Genomic DNA, 15571 nt, shown 5'->3' on the forward strand with positions numbered 1-15571 from the left:
TCTGAAATGCCGTCTGAAGAGAGAGCGGCATTTCAGACGGCATTTATTTCAGCGAATCGAGTTTCATTTGAACCAATTCGCGACCGACAGAATCTTGAGGCATTTTTTCCAAAGCCTGTCCGTAGTTTTTTAAGGCTTCCTGGCTTTTCCCCTGTGCGGCATAGACATCGCCTTTGGTTTCCATCAGCAGGGGGGCGAAGTCCGCCTCAACCGGCGTGTCGAGTGCGGCAAGGGCGGCATCGTATTTCTTCTGCTGGAGCAGGACCACGCCGAGACGCTGTGCCGCCAACGCCTGAATCAGGCTGTCTTTTTGGTTGGACAACACCCATTTCAAATGGCCTTCGGCAACATCGTAACGCTGCGCATCAAATTCGGTTGCCGCCGCCATCAGCGTGGCTTGGGCGGCGGAAATGGAATGCGGGTAGCTTTGCTGGAGTTTGGTCAATTCGGCATTGATTTCGCTTTGCGGGGCTTTGTTTTGCGCCTTTTCCACGATGTTTGCCAGCACCGCCGCCGCTTCCTGATTTTGGGAAGCCGCACGGTTTTGGTAAACCGTGTATCCCAAGTAGCCGAGTGCCGCCAAAATCAGCAAGGCAAACAGCCATTTGCCCGTGGTTTTCCAAAAATATTTAAAGTTGTCTAACTCTTGTTGTTCTTCCAAATGGGCTGCCATTTATGCGTTCTTCCATTGTTGTAAAGTGTCTGTCAAATCGGCGGCGGCAACGGTTTGCTGACCGTGTTTGCCCTGCATATCTTTCAGGGTAACCGTACCGTTCGCCAGTTCGTCTTGCGCGACAATCAGGGCAAAGCGTGCGCCGCTGTTGTCTGCTTTTTTCATTTGCGCTTTTAGGCTTTGATAGCCGGAATGCTGCATCACGTTGAAACCTTGAGCGCGTAAGGCTTGGGCGTATTTCATCACTTGCAAGTCCGCACCTTCGCCTTGATGCATTGCATACACATCAGGCGCGGCGTTCACTTCCAGCGAACCGTATTCGCTCACCAAAAGCAGCAGCCGCTCGATACCCATTGCAAAACCGATGGACGGCGCAGGTTTGCCGCCGAGTTCCTCAATCAAACCGTCGTAACGGCCGCCGCCGCACACAGTCGCCTGCGCGCCGAGTTTGTCGGTCGTCCACTCAAAAACCGTCTGATTGTAATAATCCAAACCGCGAACCAAGCGCGGATTTTCAATATATTGAATACCCAAACCATCCAACATCGCCTTGAAGCGTGCATAGTGGTTTTGCGAAGCCTCGCCCAAGTAATCCACCAAACGCGGTGCGGCATTGCAGATTTCCTGCAAATCAGGGTTTTTTGTATCCAAAACGCGCAAAGGATTGGTTTTCAGACGGCGTTTGCTGTCTTCGTCCAATTTGTCTTCATAACGGGTCAGATATTCAACCAACGCCGCACGGTGTGCTGCGCGTTCCTCACGGTTGCCCAAGCTGTTGATTTCCAAAGTCAGGTATTCACGAATACCCAATTTTTCCCATAAGTCGGCAGACATCGCAATGATTTCTGCATCGATATCCGGCCCTTCAAAACCCAAAGCCTCGATACCGACCTGATGGAACTGACGATAACGGCCTTTTTGCGGACGCTCGCGGCGGAACATCGGACCCATATACCACAGCTTTTGCGGGCTGTTGTACAGAAGGTTGTGTTCGACCACCGCACGCAGACAAGAAGCCGTACCTTCAGGACGCAGGCTCAAACTCAAAGAATCGTTTGAATCGGAGAAGGTGTACATTTCCTTGCCAACCACATCGGTTTCCTCGCCGATGGAGCGGACAAACAAACCGGTTTGCTCGACAATCGGCGTACGGATTTGCCGATAACCGTAAGCGCGTGTCCAGCGGTTTACCGTATCTTCAAACGCCTGCCAAAACGCAGCCGTCAGTTTGAAATCTTTTTGTTCGACAGGTAAAAGGTCGTTCATACCTTTTACAGATTGAATTTTTTGTGCCATTTCAAAAAGGGGGTGCTGAAATCAAATGCGGGCGATTATAGCGGATTTTTAAGGGCTTGTGAGGATGGAGATGGTTTGCGGACGGGTAAAAATGCCGTCTGAAACAGTTTTCAGACGGCATTTGACTTACTCTGCACGTGCTTGCCTGATTTGTTCGACTGCAAAGTCCGTCTGCCGCTTGGGATGATGTGTAAAAAACAATTGATTTGAAATCGTCTCCGCTTTTTTCGGTACGACAGCCAAAATCTTACCTGCCAAATTTCCCTCACGGGTTTGCCAAGCATCCAAAAACTGCGCCCTGCTCATCGAAACATGACCCAGCGACGGGTCGACAAGCAAAACCGTATTGCCATCTATACCGCGCAATACCGAGAAATGATCATCCTTACGGTATTTCAGATACACGATGACGGGGATTTTCAACTGCGCGAGCTGCTCGAAAGACAGGGCATAGCCTTTCGCTTCAAAACCCAAATCTGGCATAATGCGCCGCATATCCTCAAACGACGCGCGCATCTGCTCCTTATCCAGCTTTTTCAACACTTCTTCTTCCGTCAGCGTTTGCCCGTAAAAATTGTTCAAAAGCGTCGCCACCGAAGCCGCCCCGCAGGAAAAATCCAAATCCTGCTTTACAATATTGAAATCCCGCCGCGCTTTCCAGCTTTGTATTTTGACTTTGCCGTAGGCTATGGGGTTTTCTTCCGCAAAGGGAAAAGAATGTGCACAAAGCGGCAGGGCGGCGGCGAGGAGCAGGGAAGCGGCAAACCGCCTTTTTTGTTCCATCAAAATCCTCCTGAAAGGCTGCCTGAAATTTCCAAGCAGCCTTTTTGTTTGCTTATTAATCGGATAGTGCGACAAATATAAAGTGGGCGGCAATCATTGCCGTAACGGCAGTCCGATTGCAGTATTTCAATTCCAAGATAAATGCCGCATAGAAAAGATAAAATACTTAAATGGTTTTAGCGGCTTAAATATCTTATTTAATTTTATTGATTGTTTTCCCAATAGTTTCCGCAATAAATAATAAGAAGTAGAATAATAAACAAACAGAACATGAAAATAAAAATAAATCTTTCATCATCTCAGTAATAAAATTCCAAAGATTTTCCTTATTTCCATCAACAATAAAAATTATCAGTTCATGAATAAAGAATACTGCAAAGAAAATACTTCCTGCCGTTAGGGATATTTCTAATCTGCTTATTTTCCCTTCGCTATATTTACCTGATAAATAGCCTAAAAAAGCTACAATCAAATCATCCATTTTAAAAATTTCTGTAAAAACAGCTAATGTCCTTAATTCATTTTGTCCAAGCCGTTTGCCATTGCGAGGGCAATCATAGACAGCATCATCACGGCTGCGGTGATTTGTTTTTTCATAACAAATTCTTAGGGAGGAGATAATGTTTCATCAAAGTCCTCCTGAAAGGCTGCCTGAAATTTCCAAGCAGCCTTTTTGTTTGCTTATTAATCGGATAGTGTGACAAATATAAGGTGGGCGGCAATCATTGCCGTAACGGCAGCCATAACTGTTTTATTTTCTTCAAACCAAAGCGAGTTGAGAAACATGAACATCAAGAAATATGATGGTTCTTCAGTTTTGCCGCTGCTTTCTTGAGTTAGAAGATAAAATATAGATATGGTGGTTATGCTGATTGCTGTTTTTATATATTTATTTACCATATCGTTGGGCAACACCCGTAACCATACCTGTTGCCAAAGATCGGTTAAATCCCCATACAACCCCTGCCGGACCTGCTGTCGCCCCTCCAAAAGCTCCCGCCCCTACGGCAAGAGTGAATGCTGTGGGAGAAAATCTGCTTCCGCTAAGTTGCTGGTTCATCATATATCCGATTCCGCCTCCGACTCCTCCGATAAATGCACCTACCGGTCCCCAAGCCCCCTCAGTCTCCTTCATCTCCTTTTGAGAAAGCTCCGCCAACTGCATCGGCGCATCTGCCCGCGTGTGGAACACTTGGTCTTCAAATGCCTGATTGTCCAAGCTGTTTGCCATTGCGGGGGCAATCATAGACAGCATCATTACGGCTGCGGTGATTTGTTTTTTCATAATAACTCCTTTGGATTACAAGGTTGGAAAATCAAAACCTGCTTAAAATGTATGCTGTACGCCAAATTTCAGTTCGGAACTGCTTTGCCCTGAAACGTTGAAACGTACGGATGCGTTTAAAGCCGTGGTTTTGGTGAAACCGAAACCTGCGCCGAAATGGGCGTAGGTGGATGTGTTTCCGGAGGATTCCCATTTGCCGTCCGTCCGGTCGGGCTGCCTGCCCAGCCATTGGATGCCTCCGGTCAGGCTGATTCTGTCGTTGGCGGCAAATGAGATGTTGGGGTTGAGCAGCAGGTAGTTGCCCGATTTGTAGCGGATGCCGTCTGAAAGGGTTTTGCTGCCGTTGATACGGTAGGCGGCGGTGAGGGAAAGGACAATCGGATCTATGGCTTTGTAGGTGGTGGCGCCGATGAGCCACGATTTTCCCGACGAGGCTTTGTTGCGCGATTTTTCGTAAACCGTGCTTTCGAGAAAAGCGATGAGTGCGGGGTTTTTGCCGTCTTTGAGGAAGGTATGGCTGATGCCGGCAGATATGTCGGACATCTATTTGTTGCGGGTTTTGCCGTTGCCGTCGAGTTTGCGTTCTTCGTGCCACAGATAGCTGCCGCTGTCGTAAATGTCGGTATTGCCAGTCAGTCCGTAGCGCAAACCGAGCGTGCCGACGAGCATATCGGTATTGCTGCCGTTTTCTTGGATTTCGGTCGGAATGGGGATAAACGAGGTTGCGCCGGTTTGAATGTAAACCGGTGCGGCAAGTGCGGCGCGGCTGTTTTCGCTGTTCAGGTAGGTAAGGGAAGTTTCCAGTTTCCATTTGCCCTTGTCGGTTATTATGTCTTCAATCGTTAAGGGCAGGTCGGCATAAGCGGATAAAGTCAGGATGGCGGGCAAGGCGGACAAAAAGATACGTTTCATATTTCCTCTTATTGATATTAATTCTTATTTAAGAATGGTAATGAATATCCGATAATTCTGTCTAAATAAATTTTTAAATCAAAAAAAAACGATATATTTGTTTTTATCAATTATGTTTTGATATGCCGTCTGAAAAGTTTGTGAAAAACGGTTACAATCCGCCGCATGAAAAAACGCAACAATCCTCTTCCGTTGTTGAACGGTGTCAAACCCAGTTATTTGGTGCTGCCGCATGAAAAGCAGTTTTACGGGCTGCCGCTGCTGCATTTTCTGTGCATCCGCTTTCCTTTTGTGGGCGCGGACGATTGGCGCAGGCGGTTGAACAGCGGTTTTGTGGTCGGTTCGGATGGTGCGGCGTTGGACGAATATACTTTGTTCGAGCCGGGTAAGACGATGTTTTATTATCGGGAAACCAGCAGTGAGGATGAGCCGCGTATTCCGTTTGAAGAAAAGATTTTGCATATTGATGAACATTTGATTGTGGTGGACAAGCCGCATTTTCTGCCCGTCATCCCCAGCGGGCGTTTTTTGAGGGAAACGCTGCTCACACGTCTGCGCCTGCGTCCTGAATTGCAGCATTTGAATGTTGAAGACATTACGCCGCTGCACCGCTTGGACAAGGATACGGCGGGTGTGATGCTGCTGTCGCACAATCCTGACACGCGCGGGGCTTATCAGACGATGTTTCAAAACAAAACGGTATGGAAAACGTATGAGGCACTTGCGCCGACAAGGACGGATTTGCCGTATCCGCTGGATGTGGTGTCGCGTTTGGTAAGGGGTGAAAAATTTTTTACGACGCAAGAGGCGGAAGGCGAACCAAACGCACATACGACGGTCGAACTGATTGAAAACAGAGGGGAATTCAGCCTTTACCGCCTTACGCCGCATACCGGCAAGAAACACCAGTTGCGCGTACATATGATGGGTTTGGGTATGCCGTTGTTGAATGACGCGCTCTATCCCGTGCCGTCTGAAGCGGGAAGCGAGGATTATCGGAAACCTTTGAAGCTATTGGCAAAAAAGATTGCGTTTGCAGATCCTTTGTCGGGTCTGGAAAGGGTGTTTTGCAGTAGGTTTTGCCTATAATGAGAGGAAATGCAAACCCGTATCGGCAGATGCCGCCGATACGGGTTTGATATTATCGATGCCGTCTGAAAGGGGCTTTATCCGTTCAGACATACGGGCGCGAAGCGGAGGATGGTGTCGCGCAGGACGATGAGTTTGCCGTGAAAGAAATGCGTGGAACCGGCGATGGTGATGACGGGCAAATCTTGCGGTTCCGCCCATTTCAGGGCTTTTTCGATTTCGACGACTTCGTCTTCCGCGCCGTGTATCATCAGCGTTTTTGCAACGTTGGGAACGGCTGACGGTTCCGGACGGTTGGTATAGTGGCAGACTGCTGCGCCCATGAGCAGTAACAGGTCGGGTATGCGCTCTTGTGCGGCAAATGTGGCGACATAACCGCCGAAGGAGAAGCCGGATAAGGCAAATTCGGGAGCCTTGGGATGTTGGGCGCGGGCATAATCGATGACGGCGAGGCAGTCTTGCGTTTCGCCGCGTCCGTAATCGTGTTCGCCTCCGCTGCCGCCTACGCCGCGAAGGTTGGGCAGGTAGCAGTGGAATCCGAGTTTGCTTAAGGCTTTGGCAGCGGTTTGAATGACTTTGTTGGTGTTTGTCCCGCCCTGGAGGGGGTTGGGGTGGTTGATAACGGCAACGCCGCGCGCTGGTACTTGTTCGGACGGGATATGGATGGTTTCTAAAATGCCGGCAGGGCCGGGTATGTGTATGGTTTCGGGTTTTTGCATAATGGTTTCCTCTTGATTTTCCGCATATTCCGATGCAGCCGCGAAGATGGCGGCTTAAAGGTGGAAATGCTTGCCGTTGTTGGGGTTGGATGCTTTCAGGCCGGCGAGCATACGGTGAAAGTCCAATCCGTATGCGCTGCTCAGTTTGTCGGCACGTTTTTTGAGTTTGCCTATGTTTTGCTCTTTGGGGCTGCTTTGGAATGCCATTACCGCGACATTGCCGTGGCTTTCGGCAGGAAGTTCCAATACGCGCCCTTCAAAAACGCTCAACAACCGTTCGATGAAGCGTTGATAGCGTTTGTCGCCGCTCCACCAGTTGGTAACGAATATGCCGTCTGAAGAGAGTGCGTTTCGGCAGTCTCGGAAGAACGGTTCTTCAACCAGCGTATCGATGATTTGTTCGCTGTCGAAGCCGTCCACCAAAATCACATCGGTATTGCGGCGGAAGACTTTGATGTACTCCGCACCGTCTGCTTCAATAATTTCAAATTTCTCGCCCTCGAAAGGCAACTCAAACAGGCTGCGGGCAATGGCGATGACCTGCGGATTGATGTCCACGGCAGTTTGGCGCGTGTCGGGCAGGTAGGTATCTATCCAGCGTGCAAACGAGCCGCCACCCAAGCCGATTTGGGTGATATGTTGCGGCAGGCGTTCCGCAAACAGCAGCCAGCCCATCATCGCGCGGCTGTAAGAGAGTACCAGCTCGGACGGGTGGTCGAGGTTCATCGAGCTTTGAACGGTGTCGCTGCCCAAGTGAAGCGAACGGATATTGCCTTCTTCGGAAATGCCGACTTCGGGAAAGCCGGATTTTGCAGGACGCAGGCGGCGGTAGGGATGTCTTGCCATCGGTGTGAACGGTCGGTTTGAAAGGCGGATATTTTATCAGAATGCCGATGCTTGTCCTGTTTCAAATTAATTTTGTTTTAAATAAGATACTTAGTGTATTTTTATGAGGGGGTCGAACAAATTTCTTGCCAAAGTGTGAAGTTGCCTGCATAATTCACCTTCTTTGCCGGTATAGCTCAGTTGGTAGAGCACCTGACTTGTAATCAGGGGGTCCCGAGTTCGACTCTTGGTGCCGGCACCAGATTGGACAGCCCGATTGTGTAAAACAGTCGGGCTGTTTTGCATTTGCGGCACGGTCGGTGGCAGGGCTGCGGGCATTTCACTATAATAGCCCGTTTCAAACTGAAAAGGCCGTCTGAAAATGGCGGGGTAACAATATCTGATGATTACTGTGAACACACTGCAAAAAATGAAGGCGGCGGGCGAAAAAATCGCCATGCTGACCGCTTACGAATCCAGTTTTGCCGCGCTGATGGACGATGTCGGCGTGGAAATGCTGCTGGTCGGCGACTCTTTGGGTATGGCGGTTCAAGGGCGGCAGTCGACGCTGCCGGTCAGCCTGCGCGATATGTGCTATCACACCGAATGTGTAGCACGCGGTGCAAAAAATGCGATGATTGTCAGCGATTTGCCGTTTGGTGCATATCAGCAAAGTAAGGAACAGGCGTTTGCCGCCGCCGCCGAACTGATGGCGGCAGGAGCGCATATGGTCAAACTTGAAGGCGGCGTGTGGATGGCGGAAACGACTGAATTTCTGCAAATGCGCGGCATTCCGGTTTGCGCGCACATCGGTCTGACCCCGCAATCCGTGTTTGCCTTCGGCGGATACAAGGTTCAGGGGCGCGGCGACAAGGCGCAGGCGTTGCTTAACGATGCCAAGGCGCATGATGATGCGGGGGCGGCGGTCGTGCTGATGGAGTGTGTTCCTGCGGAACTGGCAAAAAAGGTAACTGAAACTGTTTCCTGTCCGACTATCGGTATTGGTGCGGGTGCGGGTTGCGACGGGCAGGTTTTGGTGATGCACGATATGCTCGGTATTTTTCCGGGCAAGACGGCGAAATTCGTCAAAAACTTTATGCATGGGCAAAGCAGCATTCAGGCGGCGGTTCGGGCGTATGTCGAAGAAGTTAAAGCCAAAACCTTCCCTGCTGCGGAACATATTTTTGCAGACTGAACAAGGTTTGCTGCCAATGCCGTCTGAAAGCCGTTTCAGACGGCATTTTGTTTTGCCGTGTGCGGCGCGTATAATCGGCGCGTTTTGTCGGGCAGGAAGCCCGAAGGATAAGGATTACCGTTATGCAAATCATACATACCATTCGAGAACTGCGCGCGTGGCGTAAAAATGCGGGAACGGTGGCATTTGTGCCGACCATGGGCAATCTGCATGAAGGGCATCTTGCCCTCGTTCGCGAAGCCAAAAAACGCGCCGACAACGTTGTTGTCAGCATATTCGTCAACCGCCTGCAATTCGGTCAGGGCGAAGATTTCGACAAATATCCGCGTACGTTGCAACAGGATGCGGACAAACTTGCCGCCGAAGGCGTTGCCGTTGTTTTCGCGCCCGATGAGAAAGAACTCTATCCGAACGTGGAGCAACGGTATAACGTCGAACCGCCCAACCTGCAAAATGAGTTGTGCGGCAAATTCCGCCCGGGACATTTCCGCGGGGTGGCAACGGTAGTGTCCAAGCTGTTCAATATTGTCGCGCCGGATGTTGCCTGTTTCGGCAAAAAAGATTACCAGCAGCTCGCTGTGATTAAAGGTTTTGTCGAAGATTTGAATTTTGATGTTGAAATAGTGCCTGTCGATACAGGGCGCGCGGAAGACGGGTTGGCACTGTCCAGCCGCAACCAGTATTTGAGTGCGGCGGAACGTGCCGAAGCACCGCGCTTGTACCGCGAGCTGCAGGCGGTTGCCGAATCGCTGAAGCAGGGCAGTTTGGATTATGCAGGTTTGGAAAAACGGGCCGTCAAATCTCTGACGGAACACGGCTGGACGGTCGATTATGTTGAAATCCGCCGTGCCGATACGCTCGAAGTGGCGCGGGCGGGAGATAAGAAACTGGTGGTCTTGGCCGCCGCCCGTCTGGGGACGACGCGCCTGATTGACAATGTGGAAGTTGTCCTGCCTTAGCCCGCCGGAACCGGGAATGCCGTCTGAAGCGGATTTGCGTTTCAGACGGCATTTTGCCGTCGGCTGTGCTTCGGAATCATGTCGAAAAATAGACGGAATGAAATAAATTTCTTTTTGTTCAATAAATTAAACTTTCAAACCAAATGATAAGGCAAGGATTGTCCTGCATCGTATGCAGGCAAACCGACGCAATCCCAAAATGCAGCCCTGCCTTCTGGCGGGTTTTGCAAATCTACAAACCGTTTGGCTTGTGATAAAGTGATGCCTTGTCTATAGGCTCAATATGCCGTCTGAAGGTTCGGACGGATGTCGGATAAAGGATGATTATGTTACCCGCCCGTTTCACCATTTTATCTGTGCTCGCGGCAGCCCTGCTTGCCGGACAGGTGTCCGCCGCCGGCAGGGATGCAGTTGATGTGAAGCCGCCGAAGGAAGTCGTAAAGGTTTTAAGAAAACATCAGCGTTACAGCGAGGAAGAAATCAAAAACGAACGCGCACGGCTTGCGGCAGTGGGCGAACGGGTCAACAGGATATTTACGCTGCTGGGCGGCGAAACCGCCTTGCAAAAGGGGCAGGCGGGAACGGCACTTGCCGCCTATATGCTGATGTTGGAGCGTACAAAATCCCCCGAAGTTGCCGAACGTGCCTTGGAAATGGCCGTGTCGCTGAATGCGTTTGAACAGGCTGAGATGATTTATCAGAAATGGCGGCAGATTGAGCCTATACCGGGTGAGGCGCAGAAACGGATGGCCTGGTTGCGGAGTGTGCTGAAAGGAGAAGAAAATCAACGTTTGGACGGGCTGGAAGAGATATTGGCGCAGGCGGATGACGGGCAAAACCGCAGGATATTTTTGCTGCTGGCGCAAGCCGCCGTGCAGCAGGACGGATTGGCGAAAAAAGCATCGGAGGCCGTCCACCGCGCGGCGTTGAAATATGAACATCTGCCCGAAGCGGCGGTTGCCGATGTGGTTTTTAACGTGCAAGTGCGGGAAAAAGATAAAGCAATCGCGGCATTGCAACGCTTGGCAAAACTTGATACAGAAATACTACCACCGACCCTGGTAACCTTGCGTCTGGTTGCGCGCCGTTATCCCGAGATACTCAGCGGTTTTTTCGAGCAAACAGACACCAAAAACCTTTCAACCGTCTGGCAGGAAATGGAAATTATGAACCTTGTTTCCCTGCGCAGGCCCGATGATGCATATGAACGCTTGAAAGTGTTGCTGGATGCCAATCCGAATGCGGATCTGTATATTCAGGCGGCAATATTGGCGGCAAACCGGAAAGAAGATATTTCCGTTATCGATGGCTATGTCGAAAAGGCATACGGCAGGGGGACGGAGGAACAGCGGAGCAGGGCGGCGCTAACGGCGGCGATGATGTATGCAGACCGCAGGGATTACGCCAAAGTCAGGCAGTGGCTGAAAAAAGTGTCCGCGCCGGAATATTTATTCGACAAAGGTGTGTCGGCAGTTGTTGCAACCCTCGAACTGGATGGTGCAAAGGCGGCTTTGCGGCAAATTAGGGAAGTACGGAAGCTTCCCGAGCAGCAGGGGCGTTATTTTATGGCGGAGAACTTGTCTAAAGTACAGTTGTTTGCCCTGTCAAAACTGCCGGATGCACGGGAGGCTTTGAGGGGGTTGGACAAGATTATCGAAAAACCGCCTGCCGGCAGTAATACAGAGTTACAGGCAGAGGCATTGGTACAGCGGTCAGTTGTTTACGACCGGCTTGGCAAGCGGAAAAAAATGATTTCAGATCTTGAAAGGGCGTTCAGGCTTGCACCCGATAACGCTCAGATTATGAATAATTTAGGTTATAGCCTGCTTTCCGATTCCGAGCGTTTGGACGAGGGTTTTGTATTGCTTCAGAAGGCATATCAAATTAACCCTGACGATATTGCCGTCAACGACAGCATAGGCTGGGCGTATTACCTGAAAGGCGACGCGGAAAGCGCGCTGCCGTATCTGTGGTATTCGTTTGAAAACGACCCCGGGCCCGAAGTTGCCGCCCATTTGGGCGAAGTGTTGTGGGCATTGGGCGAGCGCGATCTGGCGGTTGACGTATGGGCGCAGGCGGCACACCTTGCGGGAGACAAAAAAATATGGCGCGAAACGCTCAAACGTCACGGCATCGCATTGCCCCAAGCTTCCCGGAAGTCCCGGAAATAATGCAGGCCCATCCTTTCAGACGGCATAAGGTTTGCACGCGTTTTGCACGGCACGCCGAACCCGCCGGCCGGCAGGATGGCATCCGTTAAGGAAATTCTGATGAAACACACCGTATCCGCATCGGTCATCCTGCTTTTGACCGCTTGCGCGCAATTACCTCAAAATAACGAAAATCTGTGGCAGCCGTCCGAACACATCAGCAGTTTTGCAGCGGAAGGGCGGTTGGCAGTCAAAGCGGAAGGGAAAGGTTCGTATGCAAATTTCGATTGGACATACCGCCCACCCGTGGAAACCATCAATATCAACACCCCTTTGGGCAGTACGCTCGGACAGTTGTGTCAAGACAAAGACGGTGCGTTGGCAGTGGATGCTAAAGGAAATGTTTATCAGGCGGAAAGTGCGGAGGAGTTGAGCCGGCAGCTTATTGGTTTCAAGCTACCAATCCAATATCTGCATATCTGGGCAGACGGCAGACGGGTTGCACGCGCACCTTACCGCATCCTGCCGGACGGTATGCTGGAGCAATACGGTTGGATAATCAGCAGAACCGTCAACAGCGAAGGAAAAGCCCGCATCCTGCAATTGGATAACGGGAAATTGAACATCAGGCTGGTTTTCAGCGAAATCGGTATGCCGTCTGAAACTGAAACCCAAGAACAATGTGCGGCACGCATACGGTAAGGTAGATATATGAGTGTTACGGACGGACGGCAAGCCTTTCCTGCACCTGCAAAACTGAATCTCGATTTGAGGATTACAGGCAGGCGTGAGGACGGTTATCACAATATTGAAAGTATATTCTGCCTGATAGATTTGCAGGATACCGTATATTTGAAACTAAGGGACGACGGACAAATCATTCTGCACAATCCGGTTGATGGAATACCGCAGGAAGCGGATTTAAGCTACCGTGCTGCATCATTACTGCAAAAATATGCACGCACCCCTGTCGGCGTGGAGATATGGCTGGACAAAAAAATTCCGACCGGGGCCGGTTTGGGCGGAGGAAGCTCGGATGCGGCAACCGTTTTGCTGGTGTTGAACCGTTGGTGGCAGTGCGGTCTGACGCAGCGGCAGCTCATTGATTCGGGCGCGGCTTTGGGGGCGGACGTACCATTTTTTATTTTCGGCAAAAATGCGTTTGCGCGGGGTATAGGCGACAGGCTGGACGAAATGGATATTCCGAAACAGTGGTATGTCATCATCAAACCGCCCGTCCACGTTTCCACCGCAAAAATTTTCACACACGAAGGCTTGACACGAAATTCCGCCTCAAGCATAATGCCGACTTTCCAAAACCTGCAACCGTTTAGAAATGATATGCAGGCAGTTGTATTTAAAGAATACCCTGAAGTTTGGAAAGCCTATTCCGAGTTGTCCCGATATGGATTTGCCTTAATGACAGGTTCTGGTGCGTGTGTATTCACGGCGTGTCAAGATAGGAATAGCGCATACAATATATACCGACAAGTTTCAGGTTTGTACGAGGCATATTTGGCAGAGGGTCTTTCAAAACATCCTTTGTTGTCCGTATAAACGTTGTTGGGGAGTCGTCAAGCGGTTAAGACACTGGATTTTGATTCCAGCATGCGAAGGTTCGAATCCTTCCTCCCCAGCCAAGCCAAACAAGTTGGGGAGTCGTCAAGCGGTTAAGACACTGGATTTTGATTCCAGCATGCGAAGGTTCGAATCCTTCCTCCCCAGCCAGCCCTTTTTGGGGAGTCGTCAAGCGGTTAAGACACTGGATTTTGATTCCAGCATGCGAAGGTTCGAATCCTTCCTCCCCAGCCAGACAAAAGCGTGTAAGCCTGCTTACACGCTTTTTATTTCATAGAAATAAAAATATTGAAATGCCTTTGTTTGTGTCGGATGTTGCAGGTATAATGTCGGGCTTGGTACAAGCGGAGGGAAGCATTGTGTTTTCTGAGCGGAAGTTAAACATAAAATCAGGTGAGAATATGGCTGCGTACGACAGTTTGATGGTATTTACAGGCAATGCCAATCCCGAATTGGCACAACGTGTTGTCAAGCATTTGGACATTTCTTTGGGCAATGCTTCCGTTTCCAAGTTTTCAGATGGCGAAGTTGCCGTCGAACTGTTGGAAAACGTACGCGGCCGCGATGTTTTCATCCTTCAGCCTACTTGCGCGCCGACCAATGACAACCTGATGGAAATCCTGACGATGGCAGATGCGCTCAAACGCGCTTCAGCAGGCCGTATTACCGCAGCCATTCCGTATTTCGGCTATGCGCGCCAAGACCGCCGTCCGCGTTCCGTCCGCGTTCCGATTTCTGCCAAGCTGGTGGCAAATATGCTCTATTCGGCGGGCATTGACCGTGTTTTGACCGTTGATTTGCACGCAGACCAGATTCAAGGTTTCTTCGATATTCCGGTGGATAATATTTATGCTACCCCGATTCTGTTGAACGACATCAAGCAGCAGCGGATTGAAAATCTGACCGTCGTCAGCCCGGACATCGGCGGTGTCGTCCGCGCCCGCGCCGTGGCAAAATCCCTGAATGCCGACTTGGCAATCATCGATAAACGCCGCCCGAAAGCCAATGTGGCGGAAGTCATGAACATTATCGGCGACATTCAAGGTCGTACTTGCTTGATTGTGGACGATATGATTGATACTGCAAATACGCTGTGCAAAGCTGCCGTCGCTCTGAAAGAGCGGGGGGCGGAACGTGTTCTGGCCTATGCCAGCCACGCCGTATTCTCCGGAGAGGCAGTCAGCCGTATTGCCTCGTCCGAAATCGACCAAGTTGTTGTAACAGATACCATTCCTTTGTCTGAAGCAGCGCAAAAATGCGATCGTATCCGTCAGGTAACGATTGCAGGTTTGTTGGCTGAAACGGTTCGCCGTATTAGCAACGAAGAATCCGTCTCATATCTTTTTAATGAAGAAGTGATGACAGGCAGCATGTTGCTGCCATAAGCCCGAAGCCGTCTTAAGCTGGTCGCGGCCGATGACGGTAGTTTTATTTAAATGGAGTATTTAACATGACTTATGAAATTCAAGCCTCTGTTCGTGAAGCACAAGGCACTGGTGCGAGCCGCCGCCTGCGTCGCGAAGGTCAAATCCCTGGCATTCTGTACGGTGAAGGTCAAGAGCCCGTTGCAATTGCTGTGGATCACAAAACTGTATTCTACGCATTGGAAAAAGAATCTTTCCATACTGCGTTGATTAAGTTGTCTCTGAACGGTGAAACTAAAGACGTTATCGTCCGCGATTTCCAAATGCATCCGTTCCGCCGCGAAGTTCAACACATCGACTTCCAAGCTGTGAAAGCCGATCAACTTGTACGTATCCGTGTTCCCCTTCACATCGTTAACGCAGAAAACTCCCAAGCGGTCAAACTGCAAGGTGGTCGCGTATCTCTGCTGAACACGACTGTTGAAGTGGTTGCGTTGCCTGCCAATATCCCTGCTTTCTTGGATTTGGATTGTGCCGAAGTGGTTGCCGGCGACATTCTGCATCTGTCCGACATCAAACTGCCTGAAGGTGTAGAAAGCGTTTCCCTGAAACGTAACGAAAATCTGGCTGTTGCCACCGTTACCGGTAAGAAACGCTAATTGATTGAAAAGCAGGCGGTACGTATACGATGCGTACCGCCTTATTGTTTTTGGCTGTGTTTCAATATTTGGTTGATTTCATCC

General features: G+C 50.3%; 16 protein-coding genes, 4 tRNA genes and 1 pseudogene. 12 read left to right on the forward strand and 9 right to left on the reverse strand.

From position 1 onward, the window contains the following. Window positions 1-43: 43 nt before the first annotated feature. The 7 genes and pseudogenes from Q9J32_RS01390 to Q9J32_RS01420 form a co-directional block, all read right to left on the reverse strand. Complete coding sequence (locus Q9J32_RS01390; protein ID WP_002239610.1) at window positions 44-673, reverse strand: YfgM family protein; 630 nt, start codon at window positions 671-673, stop codon at window positions 44-46. Beyond that, the gene (hisS, locus tag Q9J32_RS01395; protein ID WP_301885478.1) at window positions 674-1969 is read right to left on the reverse strand and encodes a histidine--tRNA ligase; all 1296 of its coding nucleotides are present in this window, start codon (window positions 1967-1969) and stop codon (window positions 674-676) included. A gap of 126 nt (window positions 1970-2095) precedes the next feature. Next, on the reverse strand, window positions 2096-2752 hold the full coding sequence (locus Q9J32_RS01400; protein ID WP_301885477.1) for a C39 family peptidase: 657 nt from the start codon (window positions 2750-2752) through the stop codon (window positions 2096-2098). A gap of 193 nt (window positions 2753-2945) precedes the next feature. Continuing rightward, window positions 2946-3233, reverse strand: a complete 288-nt coding sequence (locus Q9J32_RS01405) for a hypothetical protein (protein ID WP_003707389.1) — start codon at window positions 3231-3233, stop codon at window positions 2946-2948. A gap of 203 nt (window positions 3234-3436) precedes the next feature. Next, window positions 3437-3652, reverse strand: a complete 216-nt coding sequence (locus Q9J32_RS01410) for a hypothetical protein (RefSeq protein ID WP_301885520.1) — start codon at window positions 3650-3652, stop codon at window positions 3437-3439. After that, window positions 3642-4037, reverse strand: coding sequence for a hypothetical protein (locus Q9J32_RS01415; protein WP_219302911.1), 396 nt, complete (start codon window positions 4035-4037; stop codon window positions 3642-3644). Before Q9J32_RS01415 ends, Q9J32_RS01410 begins: the two co-directional genes overlap by 11 nt. Window positions 4038-4079: 42 nt before the next feature. Beyond that, a pseudogene (locus Q9J32_RS01420) lies at window positions 4080-4949 on the reverse strand (meta-pathway of phenol degradation family protein). Window positions 4950-5114: 165 nt separating this feature from the next. Here Q9J32_RS01420 and Q9J32_RS01425 point away from each other — a divergent pair. Then, window positions 5115-6038: an RluA family pseudouridine synthase gene (locus Q9J32_RS01425; RefSeq protein ID WP_301885476.1), complete on the forward strand. Its 924-nt coding sequence runs from the start codon at window positions 5115-5117 to the stop codon at window positions 6036-6038. A gap of 77 nt (window positions 6039-6115) precedes the next feature. On the opposite strand, the gene Q9J32_RS01430 is transcribed toward Q9J32_RS01425, so the two are convergent. After that, the gene (locus Q9J32_RS01430) at window positions 6116-6757 is read right to left on the reverse strand and encodes an alpha/beta hydrolase (protein WP_301885475.1); all 642 of its coding nucleotides are present in this window, start codon (window positions 6755-6757) and stop codon (window positions 6116-6118) included. Between the two features lie 54 nt (window positions 6758-6811). Further along, window positions 6812-7603 (reverse strand): polyamine aminopropyltransferase, encoded by a 792-nt coding sequence (locus tag Q9J32_RS01435; protein WP_301885474.1) that lies wholly within the window; start codon window positions 7601-7603, stop codon window positions 6812-6814. Window positions 7604-7768: 165 nt separating this feature from the next. Between Q9J32_RS01435 and Q9J32_RS01440 the strand changes: the two genes are divergently transcribed. The 11 genes from Q9J32_RS01440 to Q9J32_RS01490 all read left to right on the forward strand — a co-directional run bounded on the left by Q9J32_RS01440 (window position 7769) and on the right by Q9J32_RS01490 (window position 15487). After that, a tRNA-Thr gene (locus tag Q9J32_RS01440) sits at window positions 7769-7844 on the forward strand. 141 nt (window positions 7845-7985) lie between these two features. Further along, entirely contained in the window at window positions 7986-8777 is a 792-nt protein-coding gene (gene panB / locus Q9J32_RS01445) for a 3-methyl-2-oxobutanoate hydroxymethyltransferase (RefSeq protein WP_301885473.1), read from the forward strand. Between the two features lie 122 nt (window positions 8778-8899). Continuing rightward, on the forward strand, window positions 8900-9736 hold the full coding sequence (panC, locus tag Q9J32_RS01450; RefSeq protein ID WP_301885472.1) for a pantoate--beta-alanine ligase: 837 nt from the start codon (window positions 8900-8902) through the stop codon (window positions 9734-9736). Between the two features lie 326 nt (window positions 9737-10062). Beyond that, window positions 10063-11907: a tetratricopeptide repeat protein gene (locus Q9J32_RS01455; RefSeq protein ID WP_301885471.1), complete on the forward strand. Its 1845-nt coding sequence runs from the start codon at window positions 10063-10065 to the stop codon at window positions 11905-11907. Between the two features lie 99 nt (window positions 11908-12006). Beyond that, window positions 12007-12588: an outer membrane lipoprotein LolB gene (locus Q9J32_RS01460; RefSeq protein WP_301885470.1), complete on the forward strand. Its 582-nt coding sequence runs from the start codon at window positions 12007-12009 to the stop codon at window positions 12586-12588. Between the two features lie 9 nt (window positions 12589-12597). Continuing rightward, a complete protein-coding gene (ispE, locus tag Q9J32_RS01465; RefSeq protein WP_301885469.1) occupies window positions 12598-13443 on the forward strand; it encodes a 4-(cytidine 5'-diphospho)-2-C-methyl-D-erythritol kinase in 846 nt (281 codons plus the stop codon). 7 nt (window positions 13444-13450) lie between these two features. Next, window positions 13451-13526 (forward strand) — tRNA-Gln (locus tag Q9J32_RS01470). 12 nt (window positions 13527-13538) lie between these two features. Next, window positions 13539-13614: transfer RNA gene (locus Q9J32_RS01475), tRNA-Gln, on the forward strand. Between the two features lie 8 nt (window positions 13615-13622). Further along, window positions 13623-13698 (forward strand) — tRNA-Gln (locus tag Q9J32_RS01480). Between the two features lie 167 nt (window positions 13699-13865). Continuing rightward, the gene (locus Q9J32_RS01485; protein ID WP_301885468.1) at window positions 13866-14849 is read left to right on the forward strand and encodes a ribose-phosphate pyrophosphokinase; all 984 of its coding nucleotides are present in this window, start codon (window positions 13866-13868) and stop codon (window positions 14847-14849) included. A gap of 65 nt (window positions 14850-14914) precedes the next feature. Next, the gene (locus Q9J32_RS01490; protein ID WP_003678083.1) at window positions 14915-15487 is read left to right on the forward strand and encodes a 50S ribosomal protein L25/general stress protein Ctc; all 573 of its coding nucleotides are present in this window, start codon (window positions 14915-14917) and stop codon (window positions 15485-15487) included. Window positions 15488-15571 lie beyond the last annotated feature (84 nt).

It is taken from the genome of Neisseria uirgultaei, from assembly GCF_962719845.1.
GTDB lineage: Bacteria > Pseudomonadota > Gammaproteobacteria > Burkholderiales > Neisseriaceae > Neisseria > Neisseria bergeri.